This window comes from Streptomyces sp. RB17, assembly GCF_009604455.1.
Taxonomy (GTDB): Bacteria; Actinomycetota; Actinomycetes; order Streptomycetales; family Streptomycetaceae; genus Streptomyces.
Window position 1 is genome coordinate 380,485 of sequence record NZ_WEGL01000003.1, and the last position, 14,588, is coordinate 395,072.

Sequence of the window (14,588 nt, forward strand, 5' to 3'; positions counted from 1 at the left end):
CCTCACGCGGCTCTCCTTGTTCGGCTCCCCCGGCGACGGGGGAGGTAGACCAGCGCCTCGGTGCCCACGAAGCGCAGGACGAACGTCATGACCAGCGCGAGCGCGGTGGCCGGCAGGGCGCCCATGCCGAACCGGCCGACGAGCAGCGCGATCAGCGGAATGCGCAGCACCAGGTCGGCGTTGGCCAGCAGCGCGAACCGGCCGAGCCGGTCCCACCAGCGGCGGTGCGCGCGCCGGTCGCGGAACAGCAGCTGCTCGATGAGCAGGAAGTTCCAGGCGACCCCGAGCTGGTTGGCGAGGATCTCGGCGGGCAGGTAGTGCATGCCGAGGGCGGTCAGCGCCCACAGCCCGACGAGGTTCGGCACGAAGCCGCTCGCGCCGATCAGCCCGAAGCCGACCATGCGCGCGGCCGGGGAGGCGGTGCGCAGGCCCGCCAGGTGGCGCAGGAAGCGGAAGCCCTCCCGGGCGGTGGACTTGGACTCGCCGGCGAACCGGTCCTGGAAGACGAACGGCACCTCGGCAACCTGCCGGGGGCGGCTGCGGACCGCCAGCTCCAGCAGGATCTTGTAGCCGAGGGGCTTGAGGACGTCGGCGGTGACCGCGCTGCGCCGGATGGCGAAGAAACCGCTCATCGGGTCGCTGATGCCGCGCAGCCTGCGCGGGAAGAGCGCCTTGGCCAGCCAGGTCGCGCCGCGCGAGACGGCCACCCGGTAGCCTCCGGCGAGCCCCGCCCGGCTGCCGCCGTCGATGTACCGGGAGGCGACGACCAGCGCGGCGTTCGCCCGCTCGCCGGTGGCGACCAACTCCGGTACCAGGGACGGCGGATGCTGGCAGTCGCCGTCCATGACGACGATCCACTCCGAGGTCGCCGCCCTCAGCCCTTCGACGACCGCCCCGCCGAGCCCGCCGACGGGTTCCTCCCGGTGCACCACGGCCACCGGGAACGGGCAGTCCTGGGCGGCCGCGCGGATGACCTCGGGGGTGTCGTCGGTGGAGTCGTCCACGAAGAGGACCTCGCAGGGCAGCCGCGCGGGCACCGACTCGGTGATCCGGTGCAGCAGCTGCCGGATGTTCGCGGACTCGTTGAAGGTCGGTACGACGAGGGTGACGGCGCCGGGTTCCGGCACCTCGGTGGCTTCCAGACCGGGAACCGGCGCGGTGTACTCGGTCATCGGGCGCCCCCCGCTGTCTGGACCTGACGGATCTCGATGCGGTCGGGCCCGGTGCCGAAGGTGGCGACCGGGGTGGAGTGCCGGATCGCGGCCCGCACCGTGGGCAGGTCCTTGGCGTCGCGGCGGACGGTCGGCGAGGCGACGACGTAGTCGATGTCCCGCCAGCCGTGCGGCATGGTCTTCGTGACGGCCGGGTCGAGGTCGGCCTTGTAGAACCAGATGACGCCGAGCCCGGGCCGGTAGCCGTCGTGCACGAGGTCCAGCCAGAGGGCGTCGTCGACGAGCACGCGGGTGTCCTTCGGGTCCCTCACCTCGGTGCCGAGCCAGTGGGAGGCCTGCCGGTAGGGCTTGTTGGCGTCTGCGGTGACGGCGGTGCGGTCGCCGTCGTACCAGTGCGGTACGACGTAGGCGCCGGCGGCGAGGGCGAGGACGGCGGCGAGCGCGTACCGGCCGCCGGTGACGTACCGCTTCTCGCTCTCGGTCCGCCACCTCCTGATGACCGCGTGCGCGACCGAGGAGGCGCCGCCCGCCAGCACGAGGGCGAGGAAGGGCAGCGCGCCGATGACGTACATGGCGGGCAGATAGCCGCTTGGCCGCAGGGCCACGGCGGCCAGGACGGCGACGGTGAGGGCCGGTCCGGCGAGGGCGCGGGCGGTGACCGACCAGCGCCAGGTGAGCAGCAGGAGCAGGGCTCCGGCGAGGCCGCCGAGGGGCAGGACGCGGTCGTAGTACAGCCAGGAGTGCAGGACGCCGTAGGAGCCGGAGCCCTGGTCGAGGATGAATCCCGAGCCGGGCCTGGACATCTGGTAGGTGATGCCGTCCCACAGGGAGACGTGCCCGGCGCCGGGGAACAGTTCGCCCTTGAGCAGGGCGAACAGCGGGTAGGAGAAGCCGATCAGGGCGCAGCCTGTGACGGCTCCGGTGAGGGCGAACTTGCGGGTGTCGCGGTGGCTGTGCCGCCACATGGTGACGAACAGGGCGGGCAGGACGACGATCATCGTCTCCTTGGTGAGCACGCCCGCGGCGGCGGCGAGACCCGCGCCGAAGTGGTGCCAGAGGTGGCGGCTGGGCGAGGCGGCGAGGCAGAAGGCCAGCAGCAGCCACATCACGGCGATGTTGTCCAGGAAGATCTCCCGGCTGAGGACGACCGCGAGCGGGGAGAGCCCGAACAGGGCCATGCCGAGTCCCGCGGCCCAGCGGGGCAGGGAGAGCCGGCGGCCGAGGACGTAGACGAGGACCGCGCTGACGCCGGTGATCCCCAGCATGACGAGCCGCATGCTGCCGACGGTCATCGAGCCGGGGCTGATCGCCGAGGGGAGCCAGCTGAGCAGGGCGATCTGGATCCAGCCGAACGGCGGGTGGTCGTACCAGTAGGTGTAGTGGGCGAGGCCCCGGCCCTGCTGGACGGCCCAGGCCTGGGCGAGGTAGGTGCCCTCGTCGTCGCTGAGGGTGGGGTAGTCGGCGATGTTCCAGCCCTGGACGACGAGGATCAGGGTGAGCAGGGCGCCGCAGAGCAGCAGGTCGGGGCGGGAGGAGCGGAGTCGTACCGGAGGCTGTGTGCGACCGGTCGAGGGCGTTTCGGGCGCAGGTGGGCGCTGCGCGGGGACCTTCGCTGCGGTCACCGCGGGAAGTGTGGAGGTCACGCAGGAACGTCCTCTCGGATGGGCTCGGCCGCGGTGAGGTGCGCGCCGACGTGCGTGGTCAGCTCCCAGTCGTTACGGCCGCGTTGCTCGCGCCAGACGGCACGGATCGCGGCGCCGGCGAGGAGGACCTGGTAGAAGGGGCCGCCCACGATGAGCTTCACGTAGTGGACGAGGCGGACCTTCAGGCCGTACTGCTTGCCGAAGTCGTGCAGTCCGACCACCTCGAAGACGAAGGTGACGGCGGCGGTGACCAGCGGCAGGAAGGTGAGGAAGGCGACCCCGACAGGCACGTCGAGGAACAGCGCGACGGCCGCGTTGAGCGGGATGACCACGCCGGAGAAGGCCTGCATGAACGGCGTCATCAGGGTGTACCGGGCGAGCAACCGCTGCCCGAGTCCCGGGAGCTGACGCCAGTCCTTCTTCCGGTACACCTGCAGGAAGCCCTGGTTCCAGCGGGTGCGCTGCTTGAGCAGCGACATGAGGGAACCCGGGGTCTCCTCCCTGGTCACCATGTCGGAGTCGTAGGCGACGACGACCTTCTTGCCGACGCTGGACAGCCGCACGCCCAGGTCGCAGTCCTCGGCGAGGCAGTTCGGGTCCCAGCCGTCCGCTTCCCTGAGGACGCCGGTCCGCACGAAGACGGTGTTGCCGCCGAGTGGGATGAACCCCTTCTGCGCGTGCAGGTGCAGCCGGGAGCGGAACCAGAAGAAGTACTCCAGGCAGTTGCGCAGGCTGTACCAGCTGGAGTGGAAGTTGATGAGCTGGACCCCGCCCTGGACGACGTCCGCCCCGGTGGTGCGGAACGCGTGGTCGACGTGGGCGAGCAGCTCCGGGTGGACCTGGTCCTCGGCGTCGAAGACCCCGACGACGTCACCGCGGCAGTGCGGCAGCGCCGTGTTCATGGCCTTCGGCTTGTTCTTCTTCTCGTGGGTGTCGACGACGACACGGACGCGCGCGTCCCGTGCGGCGGCCCTCTCGGCCACCTCCGTGGTCTCCGGGTCGTCGTGCCCGACGATCACGATGATCTCGAAGTCGGTGTGCGTGGATTCCAGCAGCCGCTGGATGGTGTGGTCCAGCACCGCCTGCTCGTGCCGGGCGGGCAGCAGCAGTGAGAACGACACGTGTTCGTCGCCGTCCGGTCTGCCGAACCGGGTGGAGGCCAGCACCTCGGGCGTGCGCCACGCGTGCATCTGCCACCACAGAGTGAACGCCGCCATCCAGAACAGGGCCAGTGAGACAGCGGCGATGAAGACAGACGTGAGCAAAAAGATCCCCCCAGATCCCCGATTACCCCCTGTGCGGGCGACGGTGAGTCACCACCCGTCGACGCGCTGTGGAGAGACTAGGGGGGATCTGTGAAGTGCGGGAGCTCTTCTGATAAATAGCTTGTTTCGGAACGGTGGTGCGGGTAGTGGGATCTATCCGAACACGTGCTCCGTTTCGGACACTTCACACCTCCCGATGCCGGGGGTTCCGGATGCTCAGTGCCTGCTCAGGGACGCGCGGAGCCGTTCCGCATCGGTCGTCGGCGCGTCACAGGTGAAGTTACGGCAGACGTACGCGGTCGGTTCACCTTGCTGCAGGGGCCGGTCGGCGAGGAGCGGGAACTCGTCACTGTCCGCAGTGCCGACGGCGACGACAGCGCCCGGGGCGGTGCCCAGAAGGGCCGTACGGTGCAGGGCGGCCGTCTTCTCGTCCGCGACGGCGGATCCGGGTCCCGGTCCGACGACGGCGATCTCCTTGGGCCCGTCGAGCAGGGCCTCGGCGACGGCGAGCCCCCAGCCGATGAACCGGGGCACGCGCGGCCCGAGGGTCTTCACGACCCCCAACGCCCGCTCGGCGGCGGTCCGGTGCGGCTCGGAGCCGGTGTGCGCGGCGTAACTCAGCAGGGCACCGGCCGCCGCGGTCCAGCCCGACGGGGCGGCGTTGTCGGTGGGGTCCTGCGGCCGGCGGATCAGCCGCTCGGCGTCGGCGGCGGTGTCGAAGAGCGCGCCGGAGCCGGGGTCGGTGAAGCGGGCGAGCACCTGGTCGAGGAGCAGTCCGGCGAAGTCCAGCCAGACGCCCTCGCCCGTGACGGACGCGAGCGCGAGGAACCCCTCGGCGACGTCGGCGTAGTCCTCCAGCACGCCCGCGTTGGGGCCGACGCGGCCGTCCTTGCTGGTGCGGGCGAGCCGGGCGTGCTCGTCGAAATGCACCCGGACGAGCAGGTCGGCGGCGCCGAGGGCGGCCTCGACCAGGTCGGGACGGCCGAAGTAGGCGCCGGTCTCGGCGAGCGCGGCGATGACCAGGCCGTTCCAGGCGGCGACGACCTTGTCGTCCCGGCCGGGGGCGGGACGTTCGGCGCGGGCGGCGAGGAGCCGTTCCCTGACGGAGGCGATCCTGTCGGCGTCGAAGACGGTGCTGCTCTGCGGGAGTTGGAGGACGGACTGCCCGTGCTCGAAGGTGCCCTCGTCGGTCACGCCGAAGTACTGGGCGGCGAGGTCGCCGTCCGCGTCCCCGAGGACGGCGCGCAGCCGCTCCGGCGTCCACACGTAGTAGGCACCCTCGACGTGCCGCCCGCTCCCGTCGTCGCTGTCGGCGTCGAGCGCCGAGGCGAACCCGCCCTCGTGCGTGCGCATGTCGCGCACGAGGAAGTCGGCGGTCTCCAGGGCGACGCGCCGGGCGAGGTCCGATCCGGTGGCCCGCCACAGATGGGCGTACACCCGGCACAGCAGGGCGTTGTCGTACAGCATCTTCTCGAAGTGCGGCACGACCCAGTCCCGGTCGACGGAGTACCGGGCGAACCCGCCGCCGAGCTGGTCGTAGATCCCGCCGCGGGCCATCCGCTCGCACGTGTCCTGGGCCATCTGCAGTGCGCCCTCGGCGCCGGTCCGGGCGTGGTGCCGCAGCAGGAACTCCAGCACCATGGACGGCGGGAACTTGGGGGCCCCGCCGAATCCGCCGCGCTGCGGGTCGTACTCACGGGTCAGTCCGAGCAGCGCCTGGGCGAGTTCCTGCTCGTCGGGGGCGCGGTCGCCCTGCCGGACGATCTCCCGCTGGGCGAGATCGCGGACGATCTTCCCGGCGACCTCGGCGACCTCGTCATGGCGGGTGCTCCAGGCCTGCTGCACACCCTCCAGCACCTGCCGGAAGGAGGGCATGCCGTGCCGGGGCGCGGGCGGGAAGTAGGTGCCGAAGTAGAAGGGCTCGGCGTCCGGGGTGAGGAAGACGGTCATGGGCCAGCCGCCCTGCCCGGTGGCGGCCTGCACGGCTTCCATGTAGACGGCGTCCACGTCCGGGCGCTCCTCGCGGTCGACCTTGACGCTGACGAAGTGCTCGTTGAGGTAGTCGGCTGTGGCCCGGTCCTCGAAGGACTCGTGAGCCATGACGTGGCACCAGTGACAGCTGCTGTATCCGACGCTCAGCAGGACGGGTTTGTTCGTCTTGCGGGCCTCGTCGAAGGCCTCGGCCGACCAGGGCCACCAGTCGACCGGATTGTCGGCGTGCTGGAGGAGATACGGGGACGTCTCGTGAGCCAGTCGGTTCGGCATACCCCCATCCTGCCGCAGTACGGCGCGGGCGGGGCGCCAGGCCCGAACGGTGACCTCTGGTTTCGCCGGACCGGCGTCGGCAGGAGCGCGTTCTGCCGCGGTACGGCGCGGTCCGGCGCGGTCCGGCGCCAGACTGTCGCCGGCAGTGTGCCTGAGGTTCGCCACCACCACCGGTCCGGACGTCTCGAACTCGATGTACGAGCCCGAGTCGGTCGGTCCCGGCGGAGGATTCACCGTCAGCCCGTCGGTGCACCGTTCCGCTCACCCACGGACTCAGGGGGAGGTGGATTCCGGCACGACAGGTTCGGGAACGGCGTAGAAGCGCATCAGCACAGGCCGCGCCCCGTCCGGAGCCTCCTCACGCGGGTGGCCGTACCGGTCGAGCAGCGCGTGGTACTCCCGCATGAAGGCGAGGAGTTCCTCCCTGGTCAGCCAGGTGCCGTGGCGCTGCACCTGGGCCCAGCCCTCGGGGCCGCGGTACTCCTCGTGGGCAGGTGCCGCTGCGTGCTCCGCCACGACTACGGCGACCGTGACGCGGCGGACCGGGCCGGCCTGAGGATCGTCGAGAACCTTCTTCGGCCGGGCCGGCGACAGGCTCCGGCACCAAACCCTCACCGCACCCCCTGATCACCACCCCCTCGCCATCCCGCCTCCCTCGAAGGACACTCGAAGGCAAGGCAGTTGACGCCGGAGGGGGACGGGACATGCGGGACGGCCATCGGGCTGAGGCCGAGCGGTTGCTGGTGCGGGCCGTCGAGGAGGAGGTACGACGCTCGGGCGGGCGGATCGACGGGCAGCTGCTGCTGTCGCGGGCGCGCGGTGCGCTCGACGCGATGGCGGAGGCGGCCGGCGAGGAGTACGCGGTATACGTCCGCGCACTGGACGAGACCGAGGCGGGCCGGCTGACCTTCGGACAGCGGTACGCCCGCGCGGGTGCCGGAACGGCCCTGCTGGTGGCGGTGGTTGCCGCGGTGGCCGCAGCGGTGGCCGACCTCTCCCTCGGTACCGGCTCCGGCACGGCCGTCGGCGCCGGCGTCGTCGCGGGCGTGGCCGGGGCCGCCGCCTCCGTGGTGAAAGTCGCCGGCGCCCATCTGCCCGCCGCGCACCACCGCGCGGGCGCGGCCGGCCAGCCCGGCGGGTCCGAGCAGCTGCGGCTGCAGTGGCTGACCGCGCTGGAGGTGCGCGGCATCCGGCCGTACCTCGACCAGCAGCGGGTGCTGACCGCCTCGACGGCCGCGAAGAAGAAGGCCGGCCCGGCGCTGCGCGGCACGGACAAGAGCGCGGCGGCCCGCCGGCGTACGGTGCTGGAGCAGTCGTTCGGCCAACTCCCCGATGCGGAAGGCCCGTTCGCGGGTCGCCGGGCGGAGCTGGCGCGGATCCGGCAGTGGGCGCAGGCCGCCCGGGCGGCCACGGAGACCCGGCCCACGGTGGTCGTGCTGCACGGCGAGCCCGGCTCCGGCCGGACCACGCTCGCGGTGCGCGCGGCGCACGAGCTGCGGGACCACTTCCGCGGCGCGGTGGTCGTGGATCTGCGCGGCGGCCCGCGGGAGGAGGCGCCGCTTGCGACCCGGGACGCCCTGCTGCATCTGCTCAACCGGCTCGGTGCGCCCCGCGAGCAGCTGCTGTTCCGGGAGCGGTCATCCCCCGACCAGCAGGTCAAGCGGCTCGGTGAGCTGTACCACCAGCATCTGTCCGGGCTCCCGGTGACGATCGTGCTGGACGACGCCTCGGACGCGGAGCAGGTGCGGGCGCTGGTGCCCGAGCGCTCCGACAGTCTGGTCCTGGTCACCGCCCGGGGCGCCCTGGACCTGCCGGCGGATCTGCCGGCCTGGGTGCACGAGCTGCCGGTCGAGGCGCTGGACGCGGCGGGTGCCGAGGAACTGCTCGGCGCCGTCGCGGAGGACACGTCGGGCCCGTACGACGCCGAGTCCGCCGACCGGATCCGGGAGCTGACCGGCGGGCTGCCGCTGGCGCTCAGGATCGCGGGTTCCGCACTCGGCCCGCGTTCGCCCCGGCAGCTGGCCACGGACCTGGGCGCGTACGGCCCGGTGGAGCCGGTGGAGCGCGCCCTGTGGCTGCGCTACACCGACCAGCCGGAGCCGGCGCGCCGGCTGCTGCGCCGGCTCGCGCTCGCGGGCCGGGCCTCGCTGGGCGCCGCGGCGGCCGCCGCCCTGCTCGCCACGGACGAGGCCGAGGCCGCGCGGCAGCTCGCCGACCTCGCCCGGGACGGCCTCCTCGACCATGTGCGCGGCAGCCGCTACCGGCTGCACGACCTGGTGCGCGCCTTCGCCCAGGCCCGGCTGCTGGACGAGGAGGACCCGGCCGAGCGCACGGCGGCGCAGGAACGGCTGATCGTGAACTACGCGGACCTGGCCGACTCGGTGCTGCGCCTGGTCGACGGGAACATGTCGACGCGCTCGCACCAGTTCGGCTCCCACGGCTTCACCTCGCTGGACGAGGCGCTGCGCTGGCTGGACGACGAGTCCAGCTTCATCACCGCTGCCCTGCGCCACGCGGAGGGCGTGAACCAGCGGGCGGTGCAGAACCTGCTGGGCGCGCTGTGCGACTACTGCCTGCTGCGCGGTGACCTGTACCGGCTCGGGGAGATCAGCGAGCTGGCGCAGGCCGTGGACCAGGGGCTGCTGGTGCGTTCGGTGCAGTGGCGTACCGGGATCGCGGCCCGGCAGCTGGGCGAGCTGGACAAGGCGCGCACCACGCTGGCCTCGGTGGTGGACCTGTACCGGGAGGCGCACCATGACGCGGGGGCGGCCCGCGCCCTGTGCTCGCTCGGGATCACCCTGCACCACCAGGGCAATCTCACCGAGGCCGCCGCCAAGCTGCAGGAGGCGCTGGGTCTGCAGGCGGCGCCGGAGCTGGCCACGGACCGGGCCTGGACGATGCACGCCCTGGCCGCCGTCCAGCGGGACCGGGCCCGCCTTGCGGAGGCCATGGACCTCCTCACCCGTTCGCTGGTCCTGCACCGCGAGGGCGGCTCGGTGCACGGCGAGGCCTGGGCGCACTTCCAGCTCGGCCAGCTGGCGCTGCGCAGGGGCGACGTGCCGCGCGCGGAGACCGAGCTGCGGGCCGCGCTGGAGCGGTACGGCAGGACGCACGACGCCCGCGGCGAAGCGTGGGCGCTGACCCAGCTGGCCCGGGCCCGTCTGGTGGCCGGCGACGCCTCACCGGCCGTGGAGAGCCTCAGGCAGGCCGCCGCCCGGCACCGAGAGAACGAGGACGCGCGCGGCGAGGCGTGGACGCTGTACTACCTGGGCCAGGCGCTGGAGGAGGCGGGTGACCTCCACCTGGCGGTGCGCGACCTGGAGCGGTCCCGCACGATGTTCTCCCGGATGCGGGACGTGTACGGCCTGGCCTGTGCCCGGCACCACTCGGCCCGGGTGACCCGCGACCAGCGGGCCGCGCAGACCGGCTCGCTGCGCAACTCCGGCTTCGCCCGGCAGCTCCTGATGGACGCCCGCGCCGACTTCCAGCGCATCGGCGTCGCCCACGGCGAGGCGTGGACCTGCCTGGAGCTGGCGGTGGTCGACGCGGGCAACGCCCGTACACAGGCCGCGCTGGCCCTCGCCGACGAGGCGCTGGACCTGTTCGTCTCCTACGGCGACCTGCGCGGCGAGGACTGGGCCCGCTTCCTGCGCTGCACCCTGCTGCCGTATGCGGCGCCCGGCGGGGTGGAGGTGGGTACGGCGGTCGCCCAGGAGGAGCTGGCCCAGCTGGCCCGCGCCGGCCATCCGCTGCGGGACGGGAAGCTGGCCGACTCCATCCCGGCCTACGCCCTGCTGCTGGAACGCGGGGTCAGCCTGGAGGACGGCTGGCAGGCCTGGCGGCTGCGCATGACGCCGGACCGCCACGCCCGGGAGGTGATGGGGGTGGCGGTACCGGCGGGGCGCTGAGGTGTCGGGTCAGCCCCGTCGTGCGGCGGAGTCGGCCTTGCCGGCCTTGTCGGCCTGCTCGGCCTCGGGGTCCGGGGACTCCTTGAAGTCGACCTTGTTCATGTGCTTGCTCATCGACTTCATCAGGCCCCACACCGCCACGGCCATCACCGCGAAGACGATGAAACCGAGGACACCGGGGGTGACCTTGTTCTCGTCTACCTCCTTGGCGAGGGGGACGAGGTGCGTCACTGCCAGGCTCACGCTTGCGCTCATGTCAGGCATTGTCCCGGATGCCCGCGAAGAGGTCGTCCTCGGGGAGGGAGGTGTCGACGAGAGACTTCGCCAGCTCGTACTCCTCCGTCGGCCAGACCTCCTTCTGCAGCTCCATCGGCACCCGGAACCAGCCGCCGTCGGGGTCGATCTGCGTGGCGTGCGCGATCAGCGCCTTGTCGCGGATCTCGAAGAAGTCCGCGCACGGAATGTGCGTGGTCAGCGTGCGCTCGGTGCGCTCCATCTCGCTCCAGCGCTTGAGCCACTCCCCGTACGGCGACTCCAGGCCGCGGTCGAGCATCGCCTGGTGCAGCGCCTCGGTGCGGGGGCGGTTGAAGCCCTGGTTGTAGTACAGCTTCTGCGGCTGGTAGGCGGGGCCGTACTCGGACTCCGGGTACTTCTCCGTGTCCGCCGCGCCCTCGAAGGCCACCATGGAGATCTTGTGGGTCATGATGTGGTCGGGGTGCGGATAGCCGCCGTTCTCGTCGTAGGTGGTGATCACCTGCGGGCGGAAGGCGCGGATCCGGCGGACCAGCTCACCGGCCGCCTTGTCGACGTCCTCCAGGGCGAAGCAGCCCTCGGGCAGCGGCGGCAGCGGGTCGCCCTCGGGCAGGCCGGAGTCGACGAAGCCGAGCCAGTCCTGCTTGACCCCGAGGATCTCGCGGGCCTCGTCCATCTCCCTCTTGCGTACCTCGTGGATGTGCTCCTCGATGTACTTGTCGCCCTGGAGCTTCGGATTGAGGATGGACCCGCGCTCACCGCCGGTGCAGGTCACCACCAGCACGTCCACCCCCTCGGACACGTACTTCGCCATGGTGGCCGCGCCCTTGCTCGACTCGTCGTCGGGGTGCGCGTGAACGGCCATCAGTCGCAGCTGGTCAGTCAAGACTCAATCCTCGGTAAGTCGGCGCCCCGTGTCTTCGGCGCGATCGGCGGCTTCTATAGTGACGGAATCGGGGGGCGAATAATTCCGGGTCCGGTTCTGCCGAGAGGACGATCATGAGTACGGCGAGCGCGCGGCTGCCCGAGGGCCGCTACGGCCGTTCCTCGGACGAGCGTGCGGACCGCAAGCTCAAGATCGCCGGTGCGGTGCTCGGCACGGCCCTGCTCGCACTGGTCGGTTACTTCGCCTACCACTATGTCGTCGAGAGCAAGATCAGCGCCCAGGTGATCGCCTTCGACGCCACGGACAACGCGGTCGACGTGCATCTGGAGGTCCACAAGGACTCCGGTACCTCGGGCTACTGCACCCTGCGCTCCCAGGCGGCGGACGGCTCCGAGGTGGGCCGGGCCGACTTCCACTTCACCGGGTCGGCCACGCGTATCGACAAGGTCGTCACGCTGCGTACAACGGCGAAGGGCACCACGGCCGAGCTGCTCGGCTGCCATACCGGCTGACCGGGGGCCGGCCGGACACTCCTGGCTTCACCCGGAATACGTACACGCTGACCTGCGTTGTTGTGATTCTCAGGGCTTATGTCCTCCCCCTTCCGGCCTTGAATTGTTAGGCTCGTGGTTTCGCCCATCCAAGAGGGAACATTCTTCTGGGTAGGGCGATGCTTTGTATTCCCAGTACCGACGAGGAGCACCCTGTGACCCAGACCAGCGAGAACGTCACCTGGCTGACCCAGGAGGCGTACAACAAGCTCAAGGTCGAGCTTGAGTACCTTACTGGTCCTGCGCGCACGGAGATCGCCGCCAAGATCGCGGCCGCGCGCGAGGAGGGCGACCTGCGTGAGAACGGCGGGTACCACGCGGCCAAGGAGGAGCAGGGCAAGCAGGAGCTGCGCGTGCGGCAGCTGACCCAGCTTCTCGAGAACGCCAAGGTGGGCGAGGCCCCGGTCTCCACCGACGGTGCCGTCGCGCCGGGCATGGTCGTCACGATCGCCTTCGACGGTGACGAGGACGACACCATGACGTTCCTGCTCGCCTCCCGCGAGTACGCGAGCGCCGACATCGAGACGTACTCGCCGCAGTCCCCGCTCGGCACCGGCGTCATCGGCCACAAGGTCGGCGAGGACGCGGAGTACGAACTGCCGAACGGCAAGAAGGCCATGGTGCGGATCCTGAAGGCCGAGCCGTACTCGGGCTGACCCCACCCACCGATGTGACCTCGAGCCCCCGGCGCCCGGCGGATCCCGCCCGGCACCGGGGGCTTCGTCGTGCCCTGGGTCGTCCCCGGAGTCCTGCCCGGAGCCGTCAGGCGGTGGCCGAGCGGTACTTGCGGACCGCCAGGCTGCGGAACACGGCGATGATCAGGACCGAGTAGATCAGCGAGGCCCAGACCGGGTGCTCCATGGGCCAGGCGTGCGAGGTGGACCGGCCGGGGTTGGCGAAGAGCACGCGGCAGGCCTGCGCGGTGGCGCTGAAGGGGTTCCACTCGGCTACGTGCCGCAGCCACGGCGTCATATGGGCGGGGTCCACGAAGGCGTTGGAGATGAACGTCACCGGGAACAGCCAGATCAGTCCGCTGGACGTGGCCGCCTCGGGAGTGCGCACCGACATGCCGATCAGGGCGCCGATCCAGGTGAACGCGTAGCCGAGCAGGAGCAGCAGACCGAAGGCGGCGAGCACCTTGCCGGCGTTCGTGCCGCCGTCGGATCCCACGCGCCAGCCCACCAGCAGGGCGACCACGGCGAGCACGACCAGGGTCACGGCCGTCTGCACCAGGTCGGCGAGGGTGCGCCCGGTCAGCACCGCGCCCCGCGCCATCGGCAGGGAGCGGAACCGGTCGATGAGCCCCTTGTGCATGTCGTCGGCGATTCCGGCGCCGGAACTTGCGGTGGCGAACGTGACGGTCTGCGCGAAGATGCCCGCCATGAGGAAGTTCTTGTAGTCGACGGCGCTGGTGCTGCCGCCGATCTGCATGGAGCCACCGAAGACGTAGGTGAACAGCACCACGAACATGATGGGCTGGATGAGCCCGTAGATGATCATCTCGGGGATCCGCGACATGCGAATGAGGTTGCGCTTCGCCACCACCAGGGAGTCGCGGACGGAGCGGCTGATGGGGTTGCCGGGCGGGGCCACCCGCACGGCTTCGCTGACGGCACTCATTTCACGGCCTCCTTGGCGGTCGCCTCGACGTCCTGGGCGGGGATCTCGGCCACGTGTCCCGTCAGCGACAGGAAGACGTCGTCGAGGGTGGGGCGGCGCAGCCCGATGTCGTCTATCTCGATCCCGCGGGTGTCCAGTTCGCGGATGATCTCGGCGAGCAGCTTGGCGCCGCCGGTCACCGGGACCGTGAGCTTGCGGGTGTGCTCCTCGACCGTGACCTCGCCCTTGCCGAAGCCGCGCAACACCTCGGCGGCGCTCGCGATGTGCTCGCGCTCGTGCACCACGACCTCGACGCGCTCGCCGCCGGTGCGGGCCTTGAGCTGGTCGGAGGTGCCCTTGGCGATGACCCGGCCGTGGTCGACCACCGCGATGTCGTGGGCGAGGTGGTCGGCCTCCTCCAGGTACTGCGTGGTGAGCAGCAGGGTCGTACCGCCGGAGACGAGCTGTTTGATGACCTCCCACAGCTGCTGGCGGTTGCGCGGGTCCAGGCCGGTCGTCGGCTCGTCCATGAACATCACCGGCGGCGAGACCACGAGGGCCGCGGCGAGGTCGAGCCGACGGCGCATGCCTCCGGAGTAGGTCTTGGCGGGGCGGTCGGCGGCGTCCGCGAGGTTGAACTGCTCCAGCAGTTCCACCGCGCGTGCCTTGGCCGCCTTGCTCTTCATCTGGTACAGCTGGCCGACCATCTGCAGGTTCTCCCGGCCGGTCAGATACTCGTCGACCGCCGCGAACTGGCCGGACAGGCCGATCGAGCGGCGGACGGCGTCGGGGTCCTTCAGCACGTCCACGCCCGCGACGGCCGCCTTGCCGCTGTCGGGGCGCAGCAAGGTCGTCAGGCAGCGGACGGTCGTCGTCTTGCCGGCGCCGTTCGGCCCGAGGAGGCCGAGGACCGTGCCTTCGGGCACGTCCAGGTCTACGCCGTCGAGTGCCCTTACGTCACCGAAGGTCTTCACCAGGCCTTCGGCATGGATGGCGCCTGGCATGTCTGTCTCCACGTCGTCGGGGGATCGCCGTCCGGGATTCTCC

Annotated in this window: 12 protein-coding genes; 3 read left to right on the forward strand and 9 right to left on the reverse strand. The window is 71.4% G+C overall.

Annotated elements, in window-relative coordinates:
- Positions 1-2: 2 nt before the first annotated feature.
- The 5 genes from SRB17_RS15395 to SRB17_RS15415 all read right to left on the reverse strand — a co-directional run bounded on the left by SRB17_RS15395 (position 3) and on the right by SRB17_RS15415 (position 6,861).
- Positions 3-1,172: a glycosyltransferase gene (locus tag SRB17_RS15395; protein ID WP_153538927.1), complete on the reverse strand. Its 1,170-nt coding sequence runs from the start codon at positions 1,170-1,172 to the stop codon at positions 3-5.
- The gene (locus SRB17_RS15400; RefSeq protein ID WP_323375588.1) at positions 1,169-2,815 is read right to left on the reverse strand and encodes an ArnT family glycosyltransferase; all 1,647 of its coding nucleotides are present in this window, start codon (positions 2,813-2,815) and stop codon (positions 1,169-1,171) included. Before SRB17_RS15400 ends, SRB17_RS15395 begins: the two co-directional genes overlap by 4 nt.
- Positions 2,812-4,080, reverse strand: a complete 1,269-nt coding sequence (locus SRB17_RS15405) for a glycosyltransferase (protein ID WP_153538931.1) — start codon at positions 4,078-4,080, stop codon at positions 2,812-2,814. The genes SRB17_RS15400 and SRB17_RS15405 overlap by 4 nt, the downstream gene beginning before the upstream one ends.
- A 216-nt stretch (positions 4,081-4,296) precedes the next feature.
- Positions 4,297-6,345 carry a thioredoxin domain-containing protein gene (locus SRB17_RS15410; RefSeq protein WP_153538933.1) on the reverse strand — a complete coding sequence of 683 codons (2,049 nt, stop codon included), beginning with the start codon at positions 6,343-6,345 and terminating at the stop codon, positions 4,297-4,299.
- 273 nt (positions 6,346-6,618) lie between these two features.
- A complete protein-coding gene (locus SRB17_RS15415) occupies positions 6,619-6,861 on the reverse strand; it encodes a hypothetical protein (protein ID WP_153538936.1) in 243 nt (80 codons plus the stop codon).
- Positions 6,862-7,049: 188 nt separating this feature from the next.
- On the opposite strand from SRB17_RS15415, the gene SRB17_RS15420 reads away from it, so the two are divergent.
- Positions 7,050-10,253 (forward strand): tetratricopeptide repeat protein, encoded by a 3,204-nt coding sequence (locus SRB17_RS15420; RefSeq protein ID WP_153538938.1) that lies wholly within the window; start codon positions 7,050-7,052, stop codon positions 10,251-10,253.
- 9 nt (positions 10,254-10,262) lie between these two features.
- Here the strand turns inward: SRB17_RS15420 and SRB17_RS15425 are convergent, their stop codons facing one another.
- Both SRB17_RS15425 and mca read right to left on the reverse strand, forming a co-directional pair.
- A complete protein-coding gene (locus tag SRB17_RS15425; RefSeq protein ID WP_153538940.1) occupies positions 10,263-10,517 on the reverse strand; it encodes a hypothetical protein in 255 nt (84 codons plus the stop codon).
- A complete protein-coding gene (mca, locus tag SRB17_RS15430; RefSeq protein ID WP_153538942.1) occupies positions 10,510-11,391 on the reverse strand; it encodes a mycothiol conjugate amidase Mca in 882 nt (293 codons plus the stop codon). The genes SRB17_RS15425 and mca overlap by 8 nt, the downstream gene beginning before the upstream one ends.
- A 113-nt stretch (positions 11,392-11,504) precedes the next feature.
- Between mca and SRB17_RS15435 the strand changes: the two genes are divergently transcribed.
- Together SRB17_RS15435 and greA are read left to right on the forward strand one after the other, a co-directional pair.
- The gene (locus SRB17_RS15435; protein ID WP_153538944.1) at positions 11,505-11,903 is read left to right on the forward strand and encodes a DUF4307 domain-containing protein; all 399 of its coding nucleotides are present in this window, start codon (positions 11,505-11,507) and stop codon (positions 11,901-11,903) included.
- A gap of 194 nt (positions 11,904-12,097) precedes the next feature.
- Positions 12,098-12,598 carry a transcription elongation factor GreA gene (gene greA, locus SRB17_RS15440; RefSeq protein ID WP_323375592.1) on the forward strand — a complete coding sequence of 167 codons (501 nt, stop codon included), beginning with the start codon at positions 12,098-12,100 and terminating at the stop codon, positions 12,596-12,598.
- Between the two features lie 106 nt (positions 12,599-12,704).
- Here the strand turns inward: greA and SRB17_RS15445 are convergent, their stop codons facing one another.
- Both SRB17_RS15445 and SRB17_RS15450 read right to left on the reverse strand, forming a co-directional pair.
- The gene (locus SRB17_RS15445) at positions 12,705-13,562 is read right to left on the reverse strand and encodes an ABC transporter permease (protein ID WP_153538948.1); all 858 of its coding nucleotides are present in this window, start codon (positions 13,560-13,562) and stop codon (positions 12,705-12,707) included.
- Positions 13,559-14,545: an ATP-binding cassette domain-containing protein gene (locus tag SRB17_RS15450; RefSeq protein ID WP_153538950.1), complete on the reverse strand. Its 987-nt coding sequence runs from the start codon at positions 14,543-14,545 to the stop codon at positions 13,559-13,561. The genes SRB17_RS15445 and SRB17_RS15450 overlap by 4 nt, the downstream gene beginning before the upstream one ends.
- Positions 14,546-14,588 lie beyond the last annotated feature (43 nt).